The 25887-nt window shown below is 44.8% G+C and carries 22 protein-coding genes; 15 read left to right on the forward strand and 7 right to left on the reverse strand.

The annotated features are described in order from the left end of the window. Positions 1 to 50: 50 nt before the first annotated feature. The 4 genes from HUO09_RS16285 (at position 51) to HUO09_RS16300 (ending at position 5802) form a co-directional block, all read left to right on the forward strand. Complete coding sequence (locus HUO09_RS16285; RefSeq protein WP_373279377.1) at positions 51 to 857, forward strand: carbohydrate ABC transporter permease; 807 nt, start codon at positions 51 to 53, stop codon at positions 855 to 857. Positions 858 to 873: 16 nt separating this feature from the next. Further along, the gene (locus tag HUO09_RS16290) at positions 874 to 2223 is read left to right on the forward strand and encodes a GH1 family beta-glucosidase (protein ID WP_188234654.1); all 1350 of its coding nucleotides are present in this window, start codon (positions 874 to 876) and stop codon (positions 2221 to 2223) included. Beyond that, on the forward strand, positions 2223 to 3314 hold the full coding sequence (locus tag HUO09_RS16295) for an ABC transporter ATP-binding protein (protein WP_102966449.1): 1092 nt from the start codon (positions 2223 to 2225) through the stop codon (positions 3312 to 3314). Before HUO09_RS16290 ends, HUO09_RS16295 begins: the two co-directional genes overlap by 1 nt. A 76-nt stretch (positions 3315 to 3390) precedes the next feature. Continuing rightward, a complete protein-coding gene (locus tag HUO09_RS16300) occupies positions 3391 to 5802 on the forward strand; it encodes a GH36-type glycosyl hydrolase domain-containing protein (protein ID WP_188234584.1) in 2412 nt (803 codons plus the stop codon). Between the two features lie 49 nt (positions 5803 to 5851). Here the strand turns inward: HUO09_RS16300 and HUO09_RS16305 are convergent, their stop codons facing one another. Beyond that, positions 5852 to 6793, reverse strand: coding sequence for an aldose 1-epimerase (locus tag HUO09_RS16305; protein ID WP_188234585.1), 942 nt, complete (start codon positions 6791 to 6793; stop codon positions 5852 to 5854). 64 nt (positions 6794 to 6857) lie between these two features. Between HUO09_RS16305 and HUO09_RS16310 the strand changes: the two genes are divergently transcribed. The 3 genes from HUO09_RS16310 (at position 6858) to HUO09_RS16320 (ending at position 13505) form a co-directional block, all read left to right on the forward strand. Next, entirely contained in the window at positions 6858 to 9935 is a 3078-nt protein-coding gene (locus HUO09_RS16310) for a GH116 family glycosyl hydrolase (protein ID WP_188234586.1), read from the forward strand. 103 nt (positions 9936 to 10038) lie between these two features. Then, positions 10039 to 11055 carry a LacI family DNA-binding transcriptional regulator gene (locus tag HUO09_RS16315; RefSeq protein WP_102954615.1) on the forward strand — a complete coding sequence of 339 codons (1017 nt, stop codon included), beginning with the start codon at positions 10039 to 10041 and terminating at the stop codon, positions 11053 to 11055. A 164-nt stretch (positions 11056 to 11219) separates the two neighbouring features. Then, on the forward strand, positions 11220 to 13505 hold the full coding sequence (locus tag HUO09_RS16320; protein ID WP_188234587.1) for a glycoside hydrolase family 9 protein: 2286 nt from the start codon (positions 11220 to 11222) through the stop codon (positions 13503 to 13505). Positions 13506 to 13698: 193 nt separating this feature from the next. Here the strand turns inward: HUO09_RS16320 and HUO09_RS16325 are convergent, their stop codons facing one another. After that, a complete protein-coding gene (locus tag HUO09_RS16325; RefSeq protein ID WP_102962979.1) occupies positions 13699 to 14565 on the reverse strand; it encodes a YicC/YloC family endoribonuclease in 867 nt (288 codons plus the stop codon). 223 nt (positions 14566 to 14788) lie between these two features. On the opposite strand from HUO09_RS16325, the gene rph reads away from it, so the two are divergent. Then, positions 14789 to 15505, forward strand: a complete 717-nt coding sequence (gene rph / locus HUO09_RS16330; protein ID WP_102954617.1) for a ribonuclease PH — start codon at positions 14789 to 14791, stop codon at positions 15503 to 15505. A gap of 75 nt (positions 15506 to 15580) precedes the next feature. Next, on the forward strand, positions 15581 to 16228 hold the full coding sequence (gene pyrE / locus HUO09_RS16335) for an orotate phosphoribosyltransferase (RefSeq protein WP_102962978.1): 648 nt from the start codon (positions 15581 to 15583) through the stop codon (positions 16226 to 16228). Between the two features lie 45 nt (positions 16229 to 16273). Here pyrE and lpxM read toward each other — a convergent pair whose 3' ends face one another. The 4 genes from lpxM to coaBC all read right to left on the reverse strand — a co-directional run bounded on the left by lpxM (position 16274) and on the right by coaBC (position 20198). Further along, the gene (gene lpxM / locus HUO09_RS16340) at positions 16274 to 17275 is read right to left on the reverse strand and encodes a lauroyl-Kdo(2)-lipid IV(A) myristoyltransferase (protein ID WP_188234588.1); all 1002 of its coding nucleotides are present in this window, start codon (positions 17273 to 17275) and stop codon (positions 16274 to 16276) included. Positions 17276 to 17291: 16 nt separating this feature from the next. Then, complete coding sequence (gene lpxL / locus HUO09_RS16345) at positions 17292 to 18239, reverse strand: LpxL/LpxP family Kdo(2)-lipid IV(A) lauroyl/palmitoleoyl acyltransferase (protein ID WP_188234589.1); 948 nt, start codon at positions 18237 to 18239, stop codon at positions 17292 to 17294. A gap of 5 nt (positions 18240 to 18244) precedes the next feature. Further along, positions 18245 to 18835 carry a nucleoid occlusion factor SlmA gene (gene slmA, locus HUO09_RS16350; protein WP_102941544.1) on the reverse strand — a complete coding sequence of 197 codons (591 nt, stop codon included), beginning with the start codon at positions 18833 to 18835 and terminating at the stop codon, positions 18245 to 18247. A 130-nt stretch (positions 18836 to 18965) separates the two neighbouring features. Next, positions 18966 to 20198 carry a bifunctional phosphopantothenoylcysteine decarboxylase/phosphopantothenate--cysteine ligase CoaBC gene (gene coaBC / locus HUO09_RS16355; RefSeq protein WP_188234590.1) on the reverse strand — a complete coding sequence of 411 codons (1233 nt, stop codon included), beginning with the start codon at positions 20196 to 20198 and terminating at the stop codon, positions 18966 to 18968. A gap of 206 nt (positions 20199 to 20404) precedes the next feature. On the opposite strand from coaBC, the gene HUO09_RS16360 reads away from it, so the two are divergent. The 6 genes from HUO09_RS16360 (at position 20405) to mutM (ending at position 25294) form a co-directional block, all read left to right on the forward strand. Further along, complete coding sequence (locus HUO09_RS16360; protein ID WP_188234591.1) at positions 20405 to 22084, forward strand: methyl-accepting chemotaxis protein; 1680 nt, start codon at positions 20405 to 20407, stop codon at positions 22082 to 22084. A 152-nt stretch (positions 22085 to 22236) separates the two neighbouring features. Further along, a complete protein-coding gene (gene radC, locus HUO09_RS16365; RefSeq protein ID WP_102962975.1) occupies positions 22237 to 22911 on the forward strand; it encodes a DNA repair protein RadC in 675 nt (224 codons plus the stop codon). Between the two features lie 449 nt (positions 22912 to 23360). Then, on the forward strand, positions 23361 to 23597 hold the full coding sequence (gene rpmB, locus HUO09_RS16370) for a 50S ribosomal protein L28 (protein ID WP_004728407.1): 237 nt from the start codon (positions 23361 to 23363) through the stop codon (positions 23595 to 23597). A 13-nt stretch (positions 23598 to 23610) separates the two neighbouring features. Next, positions 23611 to 23778, forward strand: coding sequence for a 50S ribosomal protein L33 (gene rpmG, locus HUO09_RS16375; RefSeq protein WP_002535344.1), 168 nt, complete (start codon positions 23611 to 23613; stop codon positions 23776 to 23778). A 198-nt stretch (positions 23779 to 23976) separates the two neighbouring features. Then, a complete protein-coding gene (locus HUO09_RS16380) occupies positions 23977 to 24459 on the forward strand; it encodes a hypothetical protein (RefSeq protein WP_188234592.1) in 483 nt (160 codons plus the stop codon). Between the two features lie 25 nt (positions 24460 to 24484). Beyond that, entirely contained in the window at positions 24485 to 25294 is an 810-nt protein-coding gene (mutM, locus tag HUO09_RS16385; RefSeq protein ID WP_171138510.1) for a bifunctional DNA-formamidopyrimidine glycosylase/DNA-(apurinic or apyrimidinic site) lyase, read from the forward strand. A gap of 13 nt (positions 25295 to 25307) precedes the next feature. Here the strand turns inward: mutM and coaD are convergent, their stop codons facing one another. Further along, the gene (gene coaD, locus HUO09_RS16390) at positions 25308 to 25802 is read right to left on the reverse strand and encodes a pantetheine-phosphate adenylyltransferase (RefSeq protein WP_188234593.1); all 495 of its coding nucleotides are present in this window, start codon (positions 25800 to 25802) and stop codon (positions 25308 to 25310) included. Positions 25803 to 25887 lie beyond the last annotated feature (85 nt).

Below are 25887 nucleotides of genomic sequence, written 5' to 3' on the forward strand. Positions count from 1 at the left end.
CTTCGATTAAGCCTAGCGATCGAGCGATTGAAAGTTTCACTAAGATCTTGATGGTTGTTTTGGCACTTGTCCTGATTGTGTCAGCCATTGTGACTGTTTTCCCCTTCATTTGGTCAGCACTGCTTTCGACGCGTGACCGTGGGGAGATCTTCGGTACAGGAATCAGTTTTGCTATTGGTGACAGTCTTGCAATCAACTACGCCAAACTGCAACAGATCATGCCGTTTTGGCAGGCGATGTTTAACTCTATCTACGTAGCATTCCTAGGAACAACCATTTCATTGCTGTTCTGTAGTATGGGCGGATATGCGTTTGCGGTATTTAAGTTCCGTGGCAAAAACATCCTGTTTGGCATGTTGGTTGGTTCGATGATGATTCCGCCAGTGTTAAGCCTGATCCCGTATTTCATGATCGTTAAGTTCTTAGGCTTGCTGGATAACCATATTTCGGTATGGCTTCCGTTCACAACGACACCATTTGGTATTTTCCTGATGCGTCAGCACGTAGTTGCTTCTATTCCTAAAGAGCTTCTAGAAGCGGCAAAACTGGATGGTGCAGGTGAGTTCAGAACGTATTGGAGTGTGGTATTACCTTTGATGAAACCAGCACTTGCCACCCTGGCTATCGTTCAGTTCGTCTTCTTCTGGAACATGTTCATGCAGCCTTTAGTTGTACTTAACTCACCGGAAAATTATGTCATTACTCAGGCACTACGAAGTGTACAAGGTATTCCGAATACTCCTTGGGGAGCAGTAATGCTAGGAACCACAATTTCCATTTTACCGTTAGTTATTACTTATCTGTTTGCTTCGAAGCAGATGATTAGTGGCTTAACCTCCGGTGCAGTTAAAGGTTAAGAGAAAAGATATGTCTATAAATAAATACCAGTTACCGAAAGATTCGGCACTACTTACTCGAGATTTTGTTTTCGGTGTCGCGACGTCTTCTTATCAGATCGAAGGCGGTATTCATGAAGGTGGTCGTACACCTTCTATTTGGGATACGTTTTGTAAGGTACCAGGCAAAGTAGATAAAGGTGACAACGGAGATGTTGCTTGTGACCACTACCACTTGTGGAAGCAAGATATCGAAATGATTGCAGACCTAGGTGTGGATGCGTACCGCTTATCGATTGCATGGCCAAGAATCCTGCCTCAAGACGGCGTGGTTAATCCTGAGGGTCTTAAGTTCTATGAGCAGATCATCGATGAGTGTCATGCACGCGGTATGAAAGTTTATGTGACGCTTTACCATTGGGACCTTCCTCAATATTTGGAAGACAAAGGTGGTTGGCTGAACCGTGAAACAGCGTACAAATTTGCCGAATACGCAGAAGTTGTCAGCGCGCATTTTGGTAACAAGATCGATGTATATACCACGCTCAATGAACCATTCGTTGCCGCTTTCTTAGGCTACCGTTGGGGTGAACATGCACCGGGTATTAAAGGTGATAAAGAAGGTTATCTAGCCGCTCATCACCTGATGTTAGGTCATGGTTTAGCTATGCCAGTGCTAAGAAAAAATGCGCCTGAGTCTATGCATGGCATCGTATTCAACGCAACGCCGAGCTATCCGGCTACTGATAAAGACCAAGCGGCGGCTGACTACTGTGAAGCAGAGAACTTCCATTGGTTCATTGACCCTGTACTCAAGGGGCAATATCCGAGTGCTGTAGTTGAAAAACAAAAAGCCAATATGCCAATGATCCTAGCGGGCGACTTAGAAATTATGTCGGCACCGGTGGATTACATCGGTATTAACTATTACAGCCGCAGTGTTGCTCGTTTCAATGAGCAAAATGAGATTGAAACAATTAAGCCAGAAGGCGCTGAGTACACTCACATCGGTTGGGAAATGTATCCGCAAGGCCTAACGGATCTTCTAGTAAGGCTCGATCAGCGTTACGACAATGTACCGCCTTTATACGTTACGGAAAATGGTGCGGCTGGTAACGATTCAATTATTGATGGTGAAGTTAACGATGAACAACGTGTTCGTTATTTCCAAACTCACCTAGAAGCGGTTGACAACGCTATCCGTGCTGGTGTTCGTGTCGATGGTTATTTTGCTTGGAGTTTAATGGACAACTTCGAATGGGCATTTGGCTATGAACAGCGTTTCGGCATTGTCCATGTTGACTATGTAACCCAGAAAAGAACATTGAAGCAGAGCGCTATTGCGTACCGCAATATGCTTCTAGAGCGCGCCGAGGAGAACAAGTAATGGCTAAAGTAGAATTTCGTAAAATTAAAAAGTCTTTTGGAAATGTGGACGTTGTTAAGCACTTTGATTTCACAGTAAATGATGGCGAATTCGTGGTTTTCCTTGGTCCTTCTGGCTGTGGTAAATCAACTACGCTACGTATGCTTGCGGGTCTTGAAGACATCTCTTCTGGCGAAATCTATGTTGACGATAAGTTGATGAACAAGATTGACGCTAAAGATCGCGATTTGGCGATGGTGTTCCAAAGCTACGCTTTGTACCCACATATGACTGTGTATGAAAACATTGCTTTTGCCCTCAAGCTCAAAGGCATGAAGAAACCAGACATCGACGTGGAAGTTCGCAAAGCTGCCAAAATGCTGGAGCTAGAAGCGCTACTGGACCGTAAACCGAAAGAGCTTTCTGGTGGTCAACGTCAGCGTGTTGCGATGGGCCGCGCGATGGTACGTACGCCGAAAGTGTTCTTGTTTGATGAGCCGTTGTCTAACCTTGATGCCAAGCTACGTGGTGTGATGCGTGAAGAGATCAAACAACTACACCGTGAGCTGAAAACAACCACTATTTATGTAACTCATGACCAGATCGAAGCAATGACATTGGCTGATCGCATCGTGATTCTGAAAGATGGCTATGTGGCACAGGTTGGTACTCCAACGGAAGTGTTTAAACGTCCTGCAAACAAGTTTGTTGCTCAGTTCATCGGTAACCCGTCAATGAACATGTTAGATGCGAAATTGATTAGTGAGCAGAATGAATACTTTATTCTTTTGGGTGATGTGAAGATTCCACTCCCTGAGCGTTTTAAAGCGCATGCTTCTAAGAATCTTGCTCTGCACTTTGGCATTCGACCAACCGATATCCACTTACGTCCAGAGCAAGTCGATCATGACCGTGTGCTGCCGATTCCAGTCACTATCAAAGACAAAGAGTTGCTTGGCGCAAGCATCTTGCTGAGAACAGAAGTGAGCGGTCAACCTTTGACTGTAGAAACACAGGCAGCAGAAGTGGAGAGCAAAGAACAGACACTTTACGTTGACCTGGATGCTATTCACTTGTTTGACGCGTTGAGTGAAAAATCACTGGCTCACTAGTAACCAGCCTAAATACAAGACCCAAGAATCAATTTAATAGTTAGCTCCCACACGTATGGGAGCTAAGGATAGTGATATGAAATTCGGATATTTTGACGATAACAATAAAGAATATATCGCCACCACTCCTTGTACACCGATTAAGTGGTGTAACTATGTAGGAACACTGGAGTTTGGTGGTCTGGTTGACAGCAACGGTGGTGTTGTTTTGTGTAAAGGTGACCCTGCGCTGAACCGCATCACTAAATACATTACCCAACTGCCAAACTCAGACTTTAAAGGCTCTACTGTCTATCTGAAAGTGACCAACCGTGAAGGGAAAGTTGAAGTATTTTCACCTTTTTACACGCCAACATTAAAGCCGCTGGAAAAGTTCGAGAACCACACCGGTCTTTCTTACACAAAAATCATTTCAGAAGGCTATGGCGTTCGATGTGAAGTTACTATGTTTGTGCCTAAAGATGCTCCTGTGCTACTTGAAGACATCAAAGTCACCAACATAAGTGATGAAGAGCTGCATGTAGATGTTGTGCCTGTGTTTGAATTTACCCATTTTGACGCGTTAAAACAATTGGTTAACGCGGACTGGGTACCTCAAACCATGACTTTAAAAGCGCATCAACAAGCGTCTGGACATACAGTTCTAGAGCAGTATGCCTTTATGAAACGCGACTACGCGGTAAACCTGATGACGGCAGATCGCCCTGCGACCTCTTTTGATGGTGACCGCCAGAAGTTCCTCGGTAATATGGGTTATGGCAGCTGGGCTGCGCCTGAAAAACTGTTTACTGCTGAACTGGGTAATAGTGAATGTCTGCGTGGTGACAACATTGGCGCATTAAACTTGCGTTTAGGTTGGTTAGCACCACAGCAGAACGAACGTACCGTTGTACAGCTAACGCAAATGCCGAGCCTAGCACAAGCTGAACCTATGCTTGCGAAGTATCGCGATCATCAAGAAGTGGATAAGGCGTTTGACGCTCTGGCTACTCATTGGGACAACTATCTTGCGGCAGTTCAGGTTGAAACGCCAGATCCAGCAATGAACTCAATGCTGAACATTCACAACCCACGTCAGTGTCATACAACGAAAAACTGGTCACGCTATTTGTCTTTGTATCAGCTTGGCTACGGTGCTCGCGGCATTGGTTTCAGAGACTCTTCGCAAGACACTCTTGGTGTTATCACTCATATGCCTGAAGAAGCGCGTGAGTTTATCGAGCGTCTGCTTTCGGTACAAAACGTTGATGGCTCAGCGATGCACCAGTTCTTCCCATCTACGATGGAAGCGAACGCAGGTGACTCTCGTGAAGAAGAAGACCGCCCTGATTACTACGGCGATGACCACTTGTGGATTGTTTATGCAGTAACGCAGTACGTCAAAGAAACAGGTAATGCAGCGTTTCTCGATAAGCTAATTCCGTTCTATCAAAAAGATAAGCAAGGCAAACCACTTGAATCGGCGAGCGTGTGGGAACACTTATGCCGCGCGATTGAGTTCACTCGTGGTAATACTGGTCAACATGGCTTGCCACTGCTTGGTTTCGCTGACTGGAACGATACAGTGAACTTGCCAACAGGTGCTGAGTCTCTAATGGTTGCCAGCATGTACGGTAAAGCGCTACTCGATATGCTCGATCTCTGCCGCTTGCGTGGTGAAGATGACCGTGCCGCGCAATATCAGGCACAGTATGAGCAGATGAAGGCCATCGTTAACCAATGTGGCTGGGATGGTGAGTGGTTTGTTCGTTACTTTGACGAGCAGGGACAACCTGTCGGTTCTCATACCAATGCGCAAGGTCAAATCTATACCAATGGTCAAAGCTGGCCAGTAATTGCAGGCTTTGCAGAGCAAGAGCGCGCAACTCAGGCGCTTAACTCGGTATACACCAAACTCAATACGGCAAACGGCATTAAGCTTTCAACCCCTGGTTACAATGGCTTTAACCCGAACCTTGGTGGTGTTTCAACTTACCCTCCGGGCGCGAAAGAAAATGGCGGTATTTTCCTGCACTCCAACCCTTGGGTGATGATTGCTGAAGCGAAAATGGGTAACGGTGATCGTGCTTACGAGTACTACCGCCAAATCAACCCTGCATCAAAGAATGATGTGATTGATATCTTTGAATCTGAACCTTACTGCTACCCGCAAAACATTCTTGGTGATGAGCATCCGCAGTTTGGTCTTGGCCGAAACGCTTGGTTGTCGGGCACATCTTCGTGGACTTATGTTGCCGGAACACAATGGATTTTGGGCGTGCGTCCTGACATTGATGGATTGATTGTTGATCCTTGTATTCCATCTGAATGGAAAGAGTTTCGCGTTAAACGCCAGTTCCGTGGTGCTACCTACCATATTCACGTAACCAACCCAGACAAAGTAAGTAAAGGTGTGGCTGAGTTACGCGTGAATGGTGAAGTCCTAGCAGGGAACAAAGTGCCAGTGTTTACTGAAGGTGAACATCAAGTAGAGGTAAGACTCGGCTAGTGAATGAGGGGAGCATTGCGCTCCCCACTTTTTGAACTCGCCAATAGAACTAGATAAATGTGGCTTGGCATTGCCACTCAAATTGAACGGTTTCCTCTGGAGCCAGCTCCAGTAGACCAATGTGATTATTGAATGCATCAGCAGGGCAAGTCATTGGCTCAATCGCAATACTAGTCTCTGAAGGAGGCGTGTAGAGTTGCACGAACGAATAGCCCTTGCCTTGGTTGAACTGCAAAGAAGCGCTCTTGTCATCACGTATCAGTTCAAGAGTTTGCTCTGATGAGTCACTGAACTGGTAGCAGTTATTGAGGTTCACTCCTTCCAATGAAGTTGGAGTAGAGAAGACGTTGCTAGAGAGATATTGCCCGCTAGGTAAATCGTGTTGGTGTTCGAGCTCGGTATGAGCCGCCATAGTGAGCTGACAATGTTTGAGGTCACAGCCGAGAGAAAAGTAGGGGTGCCATGCATCTCCAAATGGGAAATGTTCGGTACCTAAGTTGGTAATGGTCGTATTGCAGCTTAAGGTTCCTTGATAATCAATCCGATAACGGACATCAAGACGAAACGCGAAGGGATACCCATCCGCTAATTTAGTGGTTTCAAAGCGAAATGTGGCCTCGGCGTATTCACTATTGGCTTCATGCGCGACCAGTTTAAAAGGTTGGTTATAGAGCAAACCGTGTACTGCATGCTCAGACCATGGAAAGTTGGCTGCCAGTGTGTAATCACGTTGTCTATAGCGGTATTGGCCTGCTTTTAGGCGATTTGGAAAGGGGAAGAGCTTTGCGCTACGTGAAAAGAAAGGATGAGATTGAATTAAATCTTGACTGTCTTGGTATCCCACAATAAATGAAAATGGACTGTGGTTAACTCGATATTGATTAATGATAGCACCGAAGTCTTGAATAATATCGACTTGAACTCCAAGTTCAGAGTTTAATATGGTTGTGGAATTGAGTTCCCCAAAATTGTTTTTAATTAATTTAAACATAAATATTCTCCTTTTTTTAGATATTAAAGGATGAGTTTAAATATTCAATATTGGATTTGAAATTATGATAAATAAAATTCCATATACATCGTATTCAGGTCAAGCAGGTGCATTATGCAGTAAAGGGAATGCCGTTGAGTTTCTTCAGCCTTGGTATACCCCGATCTCAACAACTCCTGCTAATACAGGGATGGCTGTGGGTGGTATAGGGTCGACATTTACCTTAACCCCGCAAGGTAACACCCCAAACTTTAGCTTCATTCCAGGCATATTCGTTGATTGTGAACATGAAAGTATTCACTTTAATGACTTTTATTTTTCTGTGATGGATGAACACTCTCTGGATAATTTGGATATACCAAATATTGGTGAGTTTTTACTGTTCTTAAAATATTATCCTGCTGATTTTTCTTTTGATATTTCTCATGCCAATAATAAAGGTTCTATTCTTTTTGGAATAAAGGGTTGTTTGCGTTCAGGCTTGTTCTATCTAAATAATAAATCCAACTTTGAACGTTGGCAGATTGAATTTTCCGATAAAACCCAACAAGCGATTACCAAGGATCCTTCTAGTCTTGAAACCCAGTTGCTTGTTGTGATCGATTTCTTCAATGGCTTATTGGTAAACAACTCGGCACGAGCTCTGTCGCTGACGGCTAATAATGGTTCAAGCGTTGAATCTATTGACTCAAGCAACATAGAGTACCGTGCTCTTTATCCGATCGCAGAGTACGAATATCAAGGGCTTGAGTCTGTTGCGCTAACGCGTCAGGTCATTTCACCTATTGTGAAAAACGACCAAATGCTTTGTAGCTTGCCGATGCACTGGAACCACTTCGAGATGAGTAACCGTAGTGACAAAACTCAGCTTGTCACCTTGGTTCAACCGTTACGCAATTTGATTGGTTCAACCTATAAGAAAGCACGTGAAGGTGTGCAAGATTCTTGTTGTCACTTAGTTCAAAATGCCATCAGCCAACAACATCAGCCAGTAACTATCTCTGGTGCTGGTTTTGAGTTCCATGGCGTGAGTATGACATCGACCTCACCTTATGATGGCGATATCTCAGGTGAGGTCTTGTATGGCGTGCATACCCAATTTGAAGGGGTAACGGCTGAGCAAGTAACGGTGACCGTCAAACCTCAGGTCTACTGCAGCAAAGCGGATCAACAAGTTGAGCGAGCATTAAAAACAGGCCGCACCAATGCGCATTTTGATCGTGGTATCTATAGTGGTCGAGAGCCGTTAAGTGCTTTGGTCTGTGTGCAAGTGACTCTTAAACCTGGTGAGACGATTGCACTTCGATTTGCTCAAGTGATGGATCACAGCAAAATCTTATTGGATGGTTGGGAAAGTGAAAAAGCTTATGTCCGTTACTTAGATGCTCAATCGCGAGCCCAATCTATTCTCAACCAGACTTTACCGAGACTGAGCGAGATAGAGCAAAACATTATCAGTCAGCAGCGCGAGTTCCTTGATAATGCCAGCCAAACCTTTGTTGATAATGACAGTGCGCTTCGTTTCGCCACCATGGCGATGAACAGCTTGTCCTTCCTCGCGGAATCTACGGTATGGGATAAGGAAAATGTACTTCTGGTGAAAGAATGTGTTGATTACCCATTTTTTAACTCACTAGATGTGTATTTCTACGGTTCATTTTCTCTGCTCTATCTGCTTCCAGAGCTTGATGGCTGCGTAATGAAACACTTTGCCAAAGCTATCTTAAACAGTGACGAAAAGCTGCGACGCTACTGGGAATATGAAGATAAGCCTTATGCGGAACTGGTGGACGAGAAATATCAGGGAAGCAGAGCAGAACGCGGGGCGGTCATTCACGATCTGGGCAGTCCTTTTGATATTGAGCCAGATGCTTACAGTTGGCATAACGTCAAAGAGTGGAAAGATTTAGCGCCTAAATTCATTCTGATGGTGTATCGCCACTGGCAAAAAACGGGCGACCGCGAAGTGGTTGAAAGTTGTTGGTCATCTGTGAAAGAGAGTATCGATTATCTGACCAATCTTATTGAAGATGGAGACACTCTGCCTTTGACCCGTGGTACTGATGATACCTTTGATAATCTTGCTTCTCATGGTGTTTCAATCTACTGTGGTAGCTTATGGGTAGCAGGGTTGCGCGCAGCAAGTGAGCTGGCGTTGTTAGTCGGTGAGGAAGAGCTGGCTCAGGGTTATACACAACGTTCTAAGGATGCTCTTGAAACACTAGAGCGCGGACTTTGGGACGAGCAAAAAGGCTACTATCATTTCTTCATCACACCAGTACAGGCTAAGCATTTAACCGGAAACGGTTTCGAATCACTTGAAAAACTTGGCTTAACGCTGACAGGTAATACCGTACATGATGCTAACTTGGTCAACGCTTATTTAGATGCTTACGAAGTAGACAGTAGTATCAGCAAGCGAGACCAACGTTTGGCTAAGAAACAACGACTGATCGAGCTAGCGCCGCAAGCATTCAGTGCTGAATTTGCCAAGTTGGAAGCGGATTCCGACAACAGTTTTGGTGACGCACTATTGGCGGACAGCTATCTGAAGCTGGTCGATTTACCGGGCTTGTTTGATTCATCACGCATTGAACGCACGCTAGATTTTATCTATCAAACCAACTTTATTACTAACAGCCCTAAATTGGGGGTTGCGAATATGACGCTGGCGGATGGTAGACCTCACGATGCGTTTCAGGCGCAAGATGTTTGGATTGGCGTTCAGTTTAGTGTTGCGACTGCACTGCGTCTTGCGGGTAAGCAAGTGCAAGCAGAACGTTTGATGGACGCGGTATATCAGGCACTTTACAGCATGGCAAAAATTCCTTTCGCTGCTCCGGAAGGGTTTAACTGCTCTGTTACTGTAAGCGACAACGATATTGCACAACGCTTTGACCTAACGTCAGAGATGGCGAGTGAGTTGTTACTGCACTTACAGAAGGTTGGTCACTTGTTTGCTGATGGTCGGGTGAATCCAGAGCTGACTCAAAACATTGAGGAGTTTGCGCTGAGTTTGTCCAACTTACCTTCAAACGTCGACTATCGTGAACTCCACACTTGGTTGTTGAGTACCGGTTTGAAATACACAGCCGGACGCTATTTCCGACCTGGAATGATCTACGCCTATCTCTATAGATAGAGTGATTAGGTAGTTCAAAGGTGGAATATGTGGGATTGAGTGTAAAAGCCAATCCCACTTTATGCTTCATATACTTATAAAAAAGAACGAGGGGGTAAGTCTGATGACCAACAAAAAGAAAAAAGCTCCAACTGTTTATGATGTAGCAAAATTGGCTGGTGTATCACCCAGCACCGTTTCACGCTTTTTGAACCGAACTACCTATGTTGCGGAAGAGAAGAGTCATAAGATCGAACAAGCCATCACCTCTCTAGGCTACAAGCCAAACTTCCAGATGCAGCAGGATAAAAGTCGTCGCTCTATGACGATTGGTGTCCTAGTTCAGCATCCTGACAGTCCTTACACCAGTAGCATTCTCAATGATATGGAACGAGTTCTGTTGGCACAGGGCTATTCTTTAGTGCTGGCGACTGGGCATTGGCAGAACAAGCTGGAGATGCATGCGCTTGAATACTTAATGAAGTGCTCAGTTGATGGTTTGATCATCGTGACTGGTAGCCTAAGCGAACAAATGATTTTGAAAACGGCAGAATCAATCCCTGTGGTAGCGGTAGGCTATAACATCGAGGGCGAAAACATCCGTTCACTGAATTTGGACAACGTGATGGGTGGCTATATTGCAACTTTGCACTTGTTACAACTCGGTCATATGAACATCGCTCATATTAAAGGGCTAGAGAGTCAACCAGACTCAAGAGCACGTCTTAAAGGCTATAAAAAAGCTTTGCTTGAAGCGAATATCAAACCTAATCCTAAGTTGATTAAGCAGGGCGATTTTAGATCTGAAACCGGCTATAAAATGACGGTGGAATTAATCGAATCAAAAGTGCATTTTTCAGCACTGTTTGCAGCCAATGACCAAACGGCTTATGGCGCGATCAAAGCGTTGACTGACCATGGTTACAAAGTACCAGAAGATGTCTCGGTGGTTGGGTTTGATGATTTACCCGTTTCACAATATTTCACACCAGCATTGACCACCTTGCGCCAGCCAATAGAAGAAATTGGTGCTTTATGTGCGAGATCTATGCTGAATTTGCTTTCCGGAGAGCGGCACGAAGTCAGATTACCTCCGATTGATCTTATCGTTCGTCAGTCTACCAAGTCGATTTATCGATGATATTTTCTTGAAACAGATTCATAAGCTCAGAGGCAAGTGTTAGTAGTATCACGAAGGGAAAAATAGACATTTTTAGAACAGTTTATTTGTGCGCAGACATCAAACTATTCGCTATGAAATCGCTTACTTTCATCGTGTTGTAATTCATATGTCTAGGAGTAACTATGCACAAATTCAAACTCTCACTGGCAACCATACTGATTCTTTCATCGTGTTCTGTTTATGCAAATGAACAGCTTATTAACGGTAAATTTGACGGTAGTATGGATGGCTGGTGGAATGCTGGTGCAGATGTAAAAATCAATAATGGCGAAGCGTGCGTCGAAATTAGAAATCCGGGTGAAAACTCGTGGAATGTGATTTTAGGTCAAGGCGGCATTGGGTTAGCCAATAGCGCAGACTATCAGGTTTCATTTGATGCGTACGCGACTGTCGACACTCAAATGAAAGCGCTGATCCAGCATGAAGGGCCTCCTTACACGCATTACTTTATTGATGAAACAAAGGTCTCGACTCAGAAGAAGAGCTATAAGTTTAACTTCAATCATGATGTAGAAAGTGATGCGAAGACAGAATTCCAGTTCCAAATGGGCGCACAGAAAGTTGGCACTATATGCGTCAGCAATGTGTCGATTCTTGGTGATCGATACATTGAAGAACTAAAGACCAGCTCTGTTCGCGCGAACCAAGTTGGTTACCTTCCTCAAGCCGATAAGTTTGTATTTGTCGCTAATGAATCTAAAGAGCCCTTAAAGTGGGTGCTAACCAACAGCAGTAATATCAATATCGATTTGGGCAAGACGGAAGTTTTTGGTCTAAATAAGGCTTCAGGTGAGTTTATTCACCGTATTGACCTATCAAACTACAAATCGGATATGAGTGGTTTGAAAGTGAAAGTTGGCGAAGACGAGAGCTTCCCATTCAGCATCAACAAAGATGTCTACAACCAGTTGAAATACGATGCGTTGTCTTATTTCTATCAAAACCGCAGTGGTATCGATATCGATAAAGCCTTGGTACAGCGTGACGATTTAGCGCGCCCGGGCGGTCATATGAGCGATATGGTGACCTGTTTTGATAAGACGGACAGCTGGGGCAATAAATGGCCTGGTTGTGATTTTACGGTCGATGTAACTGGTGGTTGGTATGACGCAGGCGACCACGGTAAGTACACAGTGAACAGCGGTATCTCAACCTGGACTCTGTTGAACTTGTTTGAAAGAGGTAAATGGTTGGATAGTGCACCTATTCCTTTTGCTGAAGGGAAAGTGAAAATTCCTGAAGCTGGAAACGGTGTGAATCCTTTGTTGTCTGAAGCTCGTTGGAATATCGAGTTCATGTTGGCGATGCAGATCCAAACTGACAAACCTGTCGCAGTTCCTGTAGGTGACCAGTCTGGAGACAAAACACTTAAACTGACAAAGATTGACACAAAAGGTATGGCTTTCCATAAAGTTGCTGATGAAGCTTGGACAGGTATGCCATTGCCTCCTCATATGGACACCCAGAAGCGATATGTGGGTTACCCAACGACAGCTGCAACGTTGAACTTGTCTGCGATTGGTGCTCAATGCGCCCGTATTTGGAAAGAGATTGATCCTAAGTTTTCGAAAAGCTGTTTGAATGCGGCGCAAGGGGCTTGGGAAGCGGCGAGCAAAAATCCTAATATTCTTGCCTATGATAACTTCACTGGTTCGGGTCCTTATGATGATAAAGAGCTTTCAGACGAGTTCTACTGGGCTGCAAGTGAACTTTATATCACCACAGGTGATAGCAAGTACCTTAAAGTACTGAAAGCTTCTCCTCATTATCTAGAGACACCAAAAGGCAACATTGAAGCTGATGGTGAAATGTTCTGGGGATACACCGCGCCTTTAGCCACGATAAGCTTGGCGGTTGTTCCTAACGGACTGGGTGAAGAGCAGATTAAAGTAGCAAGAAATAACCTAATCGCTACCTCTGATAACTTTGTGGGTCAGATTGAGAATGAGGGTTACCACATTCCTTACACGGTAGAAGAGTACCCATGGGGATCGAACTCAAGCTTTGTGAACCGAGCTATCTTCTTAATCTATGCGAATGATTTCACTGGCGATATTAAGTATGTGAAAGCGGCTGCAAATGCGATGGATTACTTACTTGGCGCTAACCCAATGAACCTCTCTTACATTACAGGTTACGGTACCAACGCTGCTAAGAGCCCTCATCACCGTTTTTGGGCACATGCCGCTGATGAAAACTCACCAGCTCCAGCACCTGGGGCGCTAGTGGGTGGGCCAAACTCAACAAGCTACAGCGATCCTGTTGCTGCAACGCTGAAAGGGTTATGTGTGGGTCAAACCTGCTATAGAGACAGCATTAATGCGTGGTCGTTTAATGAGATCACGATTAACTGGAATGCGCCTTTAGTTTGGGTTGCTTCTGCTTTGGATGAAGGAAAGCTAAATTAATTTGTTTGTCTTATGAGTCTGTTGGTCATCTCAAATTTGCCTTCAACGTTCAAGATGAGGTGGCCAATATTTTTACTTTCAAGCAAGTAAAGGGCCGTAAAACAGATTGAAACGATGAATTATGCTTTGTTTTGAACTAATAAAAAGCCCTTATAAATAAGGGCTTTGTACATTCTAGAATTGGGAACTAGAGTTATTCGATATTCTGAATTTGCTCACGCATTTGTTCGATAAGCACTTTAAGTTCTACACCTGAAGCGGTGATGTCAGTGCTGATTGACTTGGATGCCAACGTGTTTGATTCGCGGTTGAACTCTTGCATCATGAAGTCCAGTTTACGGCCACAAGCGCCGCCTTTTTTCATCACATTACGTGCTTCTTTGACATGAGAATCTAAGCGATCCAGCTCTTCAGCAACATCGGATTTTTGTGCTAGAAGAATCAGCTCTTGTTCTACTCGCGTTGGGTCTAACTCAACTTTTGCTTCTTCAAACTTGTTGAACAGACGCTCACGTTGCCATTGCAGAATTTCAGGCATACGTGCGCGAACTTTCACTACTTCTTCGCTGATTGCAACCAAACGCTGCTCAATCAACTCTTTCATGTTTTCGCCTTCACGACTGCGAGCATCAATAAATTCTTTAACCGCTTCGTCGAACGCTTCTAGAAGCGTTTGGTTAATGGCATCCATATCTTGCTCAGGCGTTTCCATTACACCCGGCCATTGCATTACCTGAAATGGGTTGATACGAGTCAGTTCACCAGTCATGTGCATAACCTGACCCGCGGCTTTAATCACTTGGTGTGCTAATGCTTCATTGATTTTAAGTTCACTTTGCGCCGCAGGGTTAGCTTCAAAGCGCAGGTTACACTCGACTTTACCGCGCGCTAAACGCTGACGAAAACGCTCACGAAGCACAGGCTCTAGGCTACGAAATTGTTCAGGTAAGCGGAAGTAAGTTTCTAGGTAACGCTGGTTTACCGAACGAATCTCCCATACTGCGCTACCCCAATCGCCTTTGACTTCTTTGCGTGCATACGCCGTCATACTGTAAATCATCAGTGAATCCTTGATTAATCTTCTGCAATTTAATTAGCGCTAATAGTAGCATACAAACACATGGGATAGGTGAGCGCTAATCTAGTTGTTGAAGATTCACACCTAGGAACTGAATCGGAATTCCTATATAATCCTCGCCCAATAAATTTCGGTTACCGGCTGAGTTTTTACCGACTTAGTTTTACTAACACAGCTTTGTTTCCCCAACACAGGTAAATACCTTATGCGTCCAGACAATCGAGCTGCAGATCAAGTTCGTCCAATTAAAATCACTCGTCAGTACACGGCATATGCAGAAGGCTCTGTGTTAGTTGAATTCGGCAACACCAAAGTTCTGTGCAATGCCAGCGTTGAAGAGGGCGTGCCACGTTGGTTGAAAGGTCAAGGTAAAGGCTGGGTGACGGCGGAATATGGCATGTTACCTCGTGCAACACACTCGCGTACTCGTCGTGAAGCGGCAAGTGGCAAACAGGGTGGCCGCACCATGGAAATTCAACGTCTGATTGCGCGTAGCTTGCGTGCAGTGGTGGATTTAGAAGCCATGCCTGAAGTGATGATCACAGTCGACTGTGATGTTATTCAAGCAGATGGTGGTACACGTACCGCTTCTATTACTGGCGCTAGCGTTGCATTGGCGGATGCGTTTGCAAAGTTGGTTGCTGATGGCCGCTTGAAAAAGAACCCAATGAAAGGCCACGTAGCCGCAGTGTCTGTAGGCATTCTTGGCGAAGAAGTGCTTTGCGACCTTGAGTATGTAGAAGACTCCGCAGCTGACACTGACATGAACGTTGTCATGACAGAAGAAGGCAAGATGATCGAGATTCAAGGTACTGCTGAAGGCGAACCGTTCAGCCACGAGCAACTGTTGGATTTACTTGCTGTTGCCAAGAAAGGTATTGCCGATATCGTCCAGGTTCAAAAATTGGCTCTGGCAGAATGATGTTTTTATAGCTCCCAATTGGGGGCTATTTTTTTAAGTAACGTTTTTTAAGTAACTACGAAAGAGAAGAGAAAGATGAAAGCATACCAGCGTGAATTTATAGAGTTTGCCCTTGAGAAACAGGTGCTAAAATTTGGTGAGTTTACTTTGAAATCAGGCCGTAAGAGCCCTTATTTTTTTAATGCTGGTCTGTTTAACACTGGTCGTGATTTGGCTCGCCTAGGTCGTTTCTACGCCGCTGCGCTTGTGGACTCAGGTATTGATTACGATGTGTTGTTTGGCCCTGCTTATAAAGGTATTCCAATCGCAACAACAACCGCTGTGGCTCTGGCTGATCACCATGATGTGGACACGCCTTACTGTTTCAACCGTAAAGAAGCGAAAGACCACGGTGAAGGCGGTAACTTAGTCGGTAGCGCACTGGAAGGTCGTATTATGTTGGTGGACGACGTTATCACCGCTGGTACAGCGATTCGTGAATCAATGGAAATCATTAAAGCGAACGGTGCTGATTTAGCGGGTGTATTGGTTGCGATTGACCGTCAAGAGAAAGGCAAAGGTGAGCTTTCTGCTATTCAAGAAGTTGAGCGTGATTTTGGCTGTGCAGTGGTTTCAATCGTCAGCCTGACTGATCTTGTGACTTACCTTGAAGAGAAAGGTACGAACAACGAACATCTTGATGCAGTAAAAGCGTACCGTGCTGAGTATGGTATTAACGCTTAATTGATAAAGCGTGATGGATATAAAAAAGCCCCTAACGGGGCTTTTTTAGTTTTGAGTCGGTGGTAACGGTTTTTCTTGGTCACCATCATGTGAGTTGTCATAAATCTCAATGCCATCACGGCGAGTTTTGAGAAGCGATAACTGCCACATATATTGCTCTGGATGAGGACGAACTAAGTCTTCAATCGCTTGGTTCATTGCGCGCGCATCCGCTTCTTCATCACCTGTCGGGAAGTTTTCTAACGCAGGTAAAATATGTACTTCATATTTCTGTGTTTTGTCGTTATACGCAGGTAGTACAGGAACGACTTTCGCTTTTGAAAGGCGAGCCATTTTACCAAAGCCTTTTAAGGTCGCTTTTTCTGTACCAAAGAAGGGAACGAAAACGGAGTTCGCCTCACCGAAATCTTCATCCGGTAACCAGTAACCTAAATAACCATCTTTGATAGAGCGAACAAAAGGCTTAACCCCTGCGTCACGAGCGAAGATGCGGCCACCATACTGCATACGCTGAACGTGCATTAGCCAGTCGCCGATTGGGTTACGCTGAGGTTTCATGATGGTTGTTACTTTGTAGCCTTTCGCAGCCAGCATTACCGCTGGGTAATCCACGGCCCAAGCATGCGGTGCAAGGATAATCACCTTTTCACCAGCATCAAGAAGTGGCAATAGGTTTTCTTCGCCAATCATCACACCGCGGTTTTGGTTATGTTTGGTTGAGCGAGCCAAAAACTCAGAATACCCCAACATGTACTGGGCCGCTTTGACAAACGTTTCTTCTAAGATTTCCTGACGTTCTTGCTCGGATTTCTCAGGGAAGCAGTAAGCTAGGTTAACGCGAGCACGACGAACCACTCGACCATTTTTCTTTATGGCAAATCGAGAAAGTTTACGCGCTAATCCGTCACGCCATGACACGGGCATAAAAGCGAATAGAGCAGCGAAAGCGATACCTATCCACGTGCCCCAATGTTTCGGATGAAGAAAAGACCACTCAAACGTTGGATTATGTAAGTATTTATTGATGCTGTTATCGTTGTCGCTCACAAGCAGAACCTTTTATTTACTGGTATCGGGCATTGGTTTGTGTTTCATCTGGCAGTGATTTAAACCGCTTGTGAAGCCACATCCACTGTTCTGGGGCGCGAAGTATAATCTCTTCAACAAATTTATTCATGTAGGCTGCCGCAGCTTTTTCATCGTTTTGAGGGTAGTTACCCTCAATGGATTGATCAGCAATCAGCTCGTATTTACCTTGTGAATTTCTAAAACCGGAAACAGGCACAATTGCACACTTACTAGCGTATGCCAGAATGCTGGTGCCCGTAGTGGTACACGCTTCTTCTACCGCAAAGAAAGGCACGAAAACAGATTTGTTATGTCCGTAGTCTTGGTCTGGCAAATAGAACAGACGTTCACCTTGGCGCATAACACGAATCATTTTCTTTAAATCGGTGCGATAAACGAGTCGGTTACCATTGCGTGTTCGGCCGCGGTACTGAATAAACTCATACGCAGGGTTGCTGTGAGGACGATAGACACCATAGCCACTAAGGCCAATCACTGCGAAGGCACGAGCTGTGATTTCTAAATTCAAAGCGTGCACGCCACACAGTAAAGCACCTTTACCGTTCTCTGCATGTTTGCGCACAACTGCAACATCTTTTTCGTCCAAAATGCGCTTAAAACGCCAGGTTGGCCAAAACCAGGTAATACCGGTTTCAATCAGAGCCATACCGGTATTTTTGAAGTTTTCGAGCACCATTTTATCGATATGTTCTTCTGACATATCGGGAAACGCGAGCTCTAAGTTTCTTTTAGCAATAAAGACCCGTTTTTTGCCAAAGCGCATGCCAAATGCCCCAATTGCGTGGCCAAGTTTCAGCAACATGCGGTATGGCAATAGGTTTACGGTTAAGGCGAGTAAGCCAAACCCAAACCACACACCCCAATATTTAGGATGCAGCAGGGAAAGGGAGAACTCTGGTTTGCCGGGTCTTTTTTTGCTCATTGTCTTTACTTAATTTGTGCGCTGAGTAATGCCCAGTATTCTTCAAAGTTTGCGGTTGGTTGATATTTAAAGTCTGAACGTACAAAACGGTTCAAACTTCCTTCAACTTGGCCGAGCAACTGGGCGGCTAGTGTTTTTTCATCAACTGGGAATGATTTTCCTTCACGAATTTTACGCTCTCGCAGTATTTGACGCAAAGAGGTTTCAATTCGTTCAAACAGTTGGTTAATTCTGTCACGCAGACGTTCATTTTCAAACATTAGAGCATGTCCTGACAGAATTCTTGTCAGGCCAGGGTTACGTTCTGAGAAAGCCAGAATAAGTTGCATCACTAATCGAATGCGATTGAGGGTATCTTTCTCTTCATCAACAATGCGGTTAATTCGTGACATTAACGATTCTTCAATAAACTCGATTAGGCCTTCGAACATACGCGCCTTACTTGGAAAATGGCGATATAAGGCAGCCTCTGAAACGCCAACTTGGGCGGCGAGTTTTGCAGTCGTGATGCGTGAAGCACCTTCGTTTGACTCAAGCATTTCAGCAAGAGCTTGGAGAATTTCTTCGCGGCGATTAGTTTTTTTATTGCCGGCCATAACCCGTATCTTCCTTCTGGTTATCACTGCTTATCACGAGATAATGGTTGCGTGGAATAGACGCCATTACTTCGTAAGTTCGAGATTATTTAAAGAGGAAGTAGGTGGAATCACCACCTACGATTTGCGTTTAACTGTCCGTTTTATTGATGAAGCTGTTTATCAGCAGCATTAAAGCGCTTGCCAGTTCAGCTTTGCTTGCCAATGGCAGTGCTTGTTCGCCTTGTCGCCAATAGACGGTTAATGCGTTGTCATCACTATTAAAACCTTGGCCTTCGACAGATACGTCGTTAGCACAGATCATATCGAGGTTTTTGCTGGTTAACTTACCGCGTGCGTATTGCTCCACGTTTTGCGTTTCAGCAGCGAAGCCGACCGTAAAAGGACGCTTTTCTGTTAAAGCCGCAACGGAAGCGACGATGTCAGGGTTTTTAACCATAGTGATGGTAAGAGTGTCGTTGTCACCCGTTTTCTTAATTTTTTGTTCAGCGACTTGTTCTGGACGGTAATCTGCTACTGCCGCACAAGCAATAAATACATCATGTTCTGTCGCGGCTTGCATGACAGCATCATGCATATCCAGCGCGCTCTCAACATTAATACGTTTTACTTGTTCTGGTGTAGCCAAACTTACAGGGCCAGAGACTAAAGTCACTTGCGCGCCCATTCTTGCTGCTGCGTCCGCAATTGCAAACCCCATTTTGCCAGAACTGTGATTGGTCACGTAACGAACAGGATCAAGTGCTTCACGAGTTGGACCTGCGGTGATCAGTATGCGTTTCCCATCTAACGGTTTTTCAGTAGATAGGAGTTTTTGACCAAAGAATGCTTCACAGTGATGAACTAAATCCATCGGTTCTAACATGCGGCCTTTACCCACATCACCGCATGCTTGTTGACCAGAAGCCGGGCCCCAAATCATTGCGCCACGACGAGCAAGGGTCACTAGGTTTTCCTGAGTTGCCGGATTGCCGTACATCTGCTGATTCATTGCAGGTGAGACCGCAATAGGTGCGTCTGTTGCCAGTACTAAAGTAGTGAGCAAATCGTTACCCATACCTGCTGCCATACGTGCAATAAGATCAGCGGTTGCTGGTGCAAGCAGCACTAAGTCTGCCCATTTAGCCAGCTCAATGTGGCTCATTGATGCTTCTGCACTCGGGTCAAGCAAGCTGTAAGAAACGGGATTGCCGGAGACGGCTTGCATAGTAAGTGGCGTAATGAACTCACGCGCAGCATCAGTCATTACTACTTGAACTTGTGCGCCACGCTCAATCAAACGTCGCGTTAATTCTGCGCATTTGTAGGCGGCGATGCCCCCACTGATGCCAAGCAGAATTCTTTTTCCTGCCAAAGTTTGCATTCTGGATTCCTCAAAAAATCTGCGGGTTATGTTAGCACAACTCCCAGAATATGTATGAGCTGTGTCAACTTAACAATCTACACTGGCGGAATATATGAGATTTTGCTTACACATCGGCGAGATTTTCTTTAAGAAAAGATTCCTCCGGAAGATAATGTCTTATGTATCAATAAAACCAATATAAAAAATCAAACGCTGGAGCACCTATGTTTCGTTCGATGAGAAGCCGTACCAAGTTGTTATTACTAACAGTTGTCCCGTTAGTTGTGATAACCAGTGTCAGTTCTATGGTGTATTACTGGATAGGGATGAACAGTTTGCAACAAGAGCTGACTCAATATCGTGAGCAGTTAGTTAACAACCGTAAGCAAGAGCTAAAAGCCTACCTAATGATGGGTGTGACGGCGGTTAAGTCTCTTTATGAAAAAGACAGCAGCACTGAAAACAAAGCGTTGGCAAAGGAAATCTTAAAGTCGATGCGCTTTGAAAGCGATGGCTACTTTTTTGCGTACGACTCAAAAGGTGTGAATACCCTTCACGCAATGAATTCATCACTGGAAGGCAAAAACCTTTACGGATTAAAGGATGAGAATGGCGTCCCTGTTATTGCAGGTTTGATTGATGCGGCTAAAACGGGTGATGGGTTCTTATACTTCTCATGGCAAAAACCTTCTATTAAGGCTCAAGCACCGAAATTAGGTTATGCAGAATATTTACCGAAGTGGGATTGGGTGTTAGGTACAGGTATTTACATCGATGATATCGATACTCAGCTTGCCGAATATCAAAAGCAGCGCTTGGCCGTTTTACATGACCAAACTTATTCAGCAGTGGGTCTATCTTTCCTAGGCTTGTTGATTACTAGCTTGATTGTGAGCTTGCTTGTGGCTCGTGGTGTAGCACCGTTGCAGCATATTGTTGGCTCTCTGAAAGATGTGGCTGCGGGTGGTGGTGATTTGACGGCTCGTTTGAAAGTGGAAAGTCACGACGAAGTTGGTGAAGTAGCGAAAGCATTCAATGATTTCATGGACAAGCTTCATCCGATGATCGCCGATATTCGACGTTCTGCCGATGACGTAAGCAGTGCAGCTATGGAGCTGGATAAGCAAACGTCTAAATCCAGCCATCAGATGAATGAACACTGTTTAGAAACCGACAAAGTTGTCACTGCGGTAACAGAGATGAGTGCGACCTCTCGTGAGGTGGCGAACAACACCAACGCAACTGCACAAGCTATTGAGTCTGCAAATCAGCAAATTATCGAAGCTCAGAGAGAAGTGAACCTAGCTATTGAAGGCATTGGCGCTCTGGTCAATGAAGTCGATCTGACTTCTGATGCTATTCAAGAGCTAAGTCAACAAACCAGTAAGATTACTCAAGTTCTTAAAGTGATTGGTGATATAGCTGACCAAACTAACCTGTTAGCGCTAAATGCAGCAATAGAAGCGGCGCGAGCGGGTGAGCAAGGGCGTGGTTTTGCGGTGGTCGCTGATGAAGTGCGCTCTCTGGCGAGCAGAACGCAAAACAGCACAAAAGAGATTGGCGACATGATTGAAGCGTTGCATCAAGGTGTTAACAAAGCGGTCACCAGTATGAATGTCAGCCAAGAACGTGGAGAGAAGACGGCGTTAGAGTCAGTTCAGATTAAAGAAACGCTCTCTGGTATTTCTAATGCGGTTTCAGTGATTCAAGACATGAGTACCCAAACGGCTTCCGCTGCTGAGCAGCAAAGTGCAGTAGCTGAAGAGATTAACCAGAATCTTGTGACTATTCAGCATATTGTGAATGATCTGAGTGAAAACCTGAAATACTCGGAATCGATCAGCCATCGTTTAACGCATTCTGGAGACAAAGTAGGAAGCTTGGTTGGACACTTTAAGGTTTAACCAACACCCTCGCTTCAAGCAATATTGAACCCAGTCTAAAAATCCCCAAAGCCAGTTGCGGTTTTGGGGATTTTTTCGTTTTTGTATGCCAAATATCCCTCAACGACTTGGAGTTGCAGCTTCAAGTTGGAAGAGTATAGACAGGAGCTGATATGAAGCGAAAATTTCTTCCTAGTGAATCCATGCCCCGTGAGAAGCTGTTATCGCGAGGCCCTCAATCCCTTTCTGATGCAGAGCTGCTCGCCATATTACTTCGTACAGGTACTCAAGGAATGAATGTATTGGAGTTGGCTGATTTTTTGTTACGAGAGTTTGGTTCGTTGCGATCTCTGTTTTCCTCATCCAAAGATCACTTCTGCCAGCACAAAGGATTAGGCGAAGCTAAATATGTTCAGATGCAGGCATCACTAGAAATCACTCAGAGGTTTTTGGCAGAAACATTAAAGCGCGGAGAGGCTTTAACCAGCCCTCAGCAGACTCAGTTGTATCTTTCGAGTGTGTTGCGCGACAGGCAGCGTGAGGCTTTCTATATTCTTTTTCTCGATAATCAGCATCGGGTTATTCAGGATGAAATCTTGTTTGAAGGTACCATTGATGCTGCCAGTGTTTATCCAAGAGAAGTGGTAAAACGCGCACTTCACCACAATGCTGCAGCGCTCATCTTGGCGCACAATCACCCTTCAGGTGTGGCTGAACCCAGTCAGTCAGATAGAAGGATCACCAGTCGTATCACTGACGCTTTAGCTTTAGTGGATATTCGAGTCTTGGATCACTTTGTTGTTGGGGACGGAGAAATCGTTTCTTTTGCTGAGCGAGGGTGGATGTAAACATTGAGCGCTTCATTCTCACTTTTTATGAGCAAACCCAAGCTGCAAAATAGAACAACACCTTGCCAACTTTTGTATTTTCTATGGAATGAACGAGTCTAAAATGCAATGTTTAAACCTATCATTATGTTAAAAAACAATGCTTAAAAGAGATTTGTTGATGATTTCGCCTGAATGCGTAAAAAATGCTTAGCTTTCTGTCGTTTTCTGGTATGATTCGCACACATTTTTTGACACTAATTCAGCTCGCCAGAGAAAAAAGATCAGCGAATCCTGCAAAAAGGATCTGTTCGGGTCTTGAGCAATGGGTATCAAGTTAGTATAATGCGCGACCTTTGATAGCCTTGCGTGGATTTTCCATAGCGGTTTTTACCTCAGTTCTTTTTGAACATTAAGGGGTTCAGCCAGCAAGGTTGATATCGAGCTGAAACGATTTGGAGAAGACATTCATGTCCCGAGTATGCCAAGTAACTGGTAAGCGTCCAGTAACGGGTAACAACCGTTCACACGCACGAAATGCTACTAAGCGTCGTTTTCTGCCGAACCTACAAACTCATCGTTTCTGGGTAGAGAGCGAAAAACGTTTTGTTAAACTACGTCTAACTGCTAAAGGCATGCGTATTATCGACAAGAAAGGCATCGATGCTGTTCTTGTTGACATCCGTGCACGTGGCGAAAACGTTTAAGAGGAATTAAGCAATGGCTAAAGGCATTCGTGAGAAAATTCGTCTAGTATCATCTGCTGGTACTGGTCACTTCTACACTACTGACAAAAACAAGCGTAACATGCCAGGCAAATTCGAGATCAAAAAGTTTGATCCAGTAGTTCGCCAACACGTTATGTACAAAGAAGCGAAAATCAAGTAATTGATTGCTCTCTTTAAGTAGTAAGAAAACCCAGCCTATAAGGTTGGGTTTTTTCTTTTCTACGCCATGCTTTTTTCTGCAAGCTTCTGCTTGAAAGGCTCACTGTTCTGACACTCCTCTCTAGGATCTGCATTTTCTTCCTGTTAATCTACATCCACGCTTTTACTAAGGATCTCCTCATTTATTAAGGATAGCTTCATGCGTGTTGCTCCTAGTCGCCGTCGTCGGTGGAACAATATTCTTATTCTGGCTGTGGTGTTATTTATCGGGGTTCTAAATCTTCCCGCCGTGATAAAAACCTACTTTATGGAACCGCCCGCGCCAGCTTACCCAACGTTGCTCAATGCAGAGTGGCAGCTACAAGCGATACATTTTCCCCAGCAATCTTTAGAAAAGAACCAAGGACGCTGGAGAGCGACGCCACCAACCAGTATTGCACCTGAAATATTGGTAGAACGCTGGAAAGCGTTGGTTGGTACTGAAGTCGATGATGAAACGTATCAGTCGTTTCTGCCTATTCTGCGTAATCCACAAACGGTAGAGGTGTGGTACAGCGATCGCGAAGAACCACAAAGGATCACTTTTTATCAGACACCGCGTTTTTGGCTGTTCAAAAACTGGCAAGATAAGTGGATAGCTATTTCGGTTGAACAAGGCTACTTGTTGCCTGAGAACGAATAATCAAAAGAATGAGACAGGAAGTATTATGCCAGAACTCCCAGAAGTAGAAGTCAGTCGTATGGGCATTTCTCCTCATCTTGTGGGGCAGAAAGTGCGGTCATTAGTCTTTCGTACACCGAAATTACGTTGGGATATTCCCGTTGAACTGAAACAGATGGAAGGGCAGGTCATCCGTTCCATTTCCAGACGAGCGAAGTATTTGCTTATTGAAACCGATATCGGTACGGCAATCGTGCATCTTGGGATGTCGGGGTCATTACGGGTGTTGGATGGGTTTATTACCGCAGGTAAGCACGATCACGTTGATCTCACTTTGAGCAATGGCAAAGTATTACGCTACAACGACCCTCGACGATTTGGCGCGTGGCTGTGGTGCCCAATTGGAGAATCACACGCTGTGCTCGGGAATATTGGCCCAGAGCCACTAACGGATGAGTTTGATGCGCCATACATGGCTGAAAAGGCGAAGAACAAGCGTGTTGCGGTGAAGCAGTTCATTATGGACAACAAAGTTGTTGTCGGTGTAGGGAACATCTATGCCAGTGAATCGCTTTTTAGCTCTCGAATTCACCCACAACGCCCTGCTTGCTCTTTATCTTTGGACGAGTGGAAAACGCTGGTGGCAGAAATCAAAGCGGTGCTTACCGGTGCGATAGCTCAAGGTGGTACGACGCTAAAAGATTTTGCTCAGGCGGATGGTAAACCTGGCTATTTTGCTCAAGAGCTGCAAGTGTATGGAAAAGCAAAACAAGCATGTCCAAGTTGTGGGGAGCCGATCATCGATCTAAAAATCGGGCAGAGAAATACGTTTTTCTGCCCAATTTGCCAACATTAAAAAAGAGTCAGAATTAAACTTTTTTCTTGGTATGCAGTGCGCTTGCGACAACTTCCGGTACGAACTGGTCAACATTACCGCCATGGATCGCCACTTCTCGAACAATGGTCGAAGAGATGAACGCGTGCTCTTCGGCTGGAGTGAGAAACACACTCTCTAAGCCGGGCATTAAGCGTCGGTACATATTGGTTAAACCAAACTCATACTCGAAATCGACTGTGGTGCGTAAGCCTCGAATCAGTACATTGGCTTGTTCTTGCTTAGCGAAATCGACTAATAGTCCAGAAAAACCTTTCGCGGTGACATTATCAAGATGTTTAGTTACTTCGCGGGCGAAGGTTACTCGTTCATCTAAAGTAAACATGGTTTGTTTACTAGGACTTGCCGCTACCGCAATAATGACTTCATCAAACATGTTCGCCGCACGTTCAATTAAATCTAAATGACCGTTGGTAATCGGGTCGAAAGTGCCCGGATAAAGCACTCGAGAAATACGTTTTTGACTCACAATCTATTGCTCTTTAGTGAACGGAATGTCCGCCATACTAACAAAAAGGCTTTGAAGTCGGTATGATTGAACCAGTTAATTTGAG

It is taken from the genome of Vibrio sp. Y2-5, assembly GCF_014596725.1.
In the GTDB taxonomy this organism is placed as follows: Bacteria; Pseudomonadota; Gammaproteobacteria; order Enterobacterales; family Vibrionaceae; genus Vibrio.

Bases quoted from the DNA above. Each gene is read 5' to 3' on its own strand.
- HUO09_RS16325 (WP_102962979.1), bottom strand. From the start codon at position 14,565: ATGATTTACAGTATGACGGCGTATGCACGCAAAGAAGTCAAAGGCGAT.
- mutM (WP_171138510.1), top strand. From the start codon at position 24,485: ATGCCAGAACTCCCAGAAGTAGAAGTCAGTCGTATGGGCATTTCTCCT.
- lpxL (WP_188234589.1), bottom strand. From the start codon at position 18,239: ATGAGCAAAAAAAGACCCGGCAAACCAGAGTTCTCCCTTTCCCTGCTG.
- HUO09_RS16310 (WP_188234586.1), top strand. From the start codon at position 6,858: ATGATAAATAAAATTCCATATACATCGTATTCAGGTCAAGCAGGTGCA.
- HUO09_RS16315 (WP_102954615.1), top strand. From the start codon at position 10,039: ATGACCAACAAAAAGAAAAAAGCTCCAACTGTTTATGATGTAGCAAAA.
- HUO09_RS16360 (WP_188234591.1), top strand. From the start codon at position 20,405: ATGTTTCGTTCGATGAGAAGCCGTACCAAGTTGTTATTACTAACAGTT.
- pyrE (WP_102962978.1), top strand. From the start codon at position 15,581: ATGAAAGCATACCAGCGTGAATTTATAGAGTTTGCCCTTGAGAAACAG.
- HUO09_RS16285 (WP_373279377.1), top strand. From the start codon at position 51: ATGGTTGTTTTGGCACTTGTCCTGATTGTGTCAGCCATTGTGACTGTT.
- HUO09_RS16300 (WP_188234584.1), top strand. From the start codon at position 3,391: ATGAAATTCGGATATTTTGACGATAACAATAAAGAATATATCGCCACC.
- HUO09_RS16305 (WP_188234585.1), bottom strand. From the start codon at position 6,793: ATGTTTAAATTAATTAAAAACAATTTTGGGGAACTCAATTCCACAACC.
- HUO09_RS16380 (WP_188234592.1), top strand. From the start codon at position 23,977: ATGCGTGTTGCTCCTAGTCGCCGTCGTCGGTGGAACAATATTCTTATT.
- HUO09_RS16295 (WP_102966449.1), top strand. From the start codon at position 2,223: ATGGCTAAAGTAGAATTTCGTAAAATTAAAAAGTCTTTTGGAAATGTG.
- HUO09_RS16320 (WP_188234587.1), top strand. From the start codon at position 11,220: ATGCACAAATTCAAACTCTCACTGGCAACCATACTGATTCTTTCATCG.
- rpmG (WP_002535344.1), top strand. From the start codon at position 23,611: ATGGCTAAAGGCATTCGTGAGAAAATTCGTCTAGTATCATCTGCTGGT.
- rph (WP_102954617.1), top strand. From the start codon at position 14,789: ATGCGTCCAGACAATCGAGCTGCAGATCAAGTTCGTCCAATTAAAATC.
- radC (WP_102962975.1), top strand. From the start codon at position 22,237: ATGAAGCGAAAATTTCTTCCTAGTGAATCCATGCCCCGTGAGAAGCTG.
- rpmB (WP_004728407.1), top strand. From the start codon at position 23,361: ATGTCCCGAGTATGCCAAGTAACTGGTAAGCGTCCAGTAACGGGTAAC.
- slmA (WP_102941544.1), bottom strand. From the start codon at position 18,835: ATGGCCGGCAATAAAAAAACTAATCGCCGCGAAGAAATTCTCCAAGCT.
- coaBC (WP_188234590.1), bottom strand. From the start codon at position 20,198: ATGCAAACTTTGGCAGGAAAAAGAATTCTGCTTGGCATCAGTGGGGGC.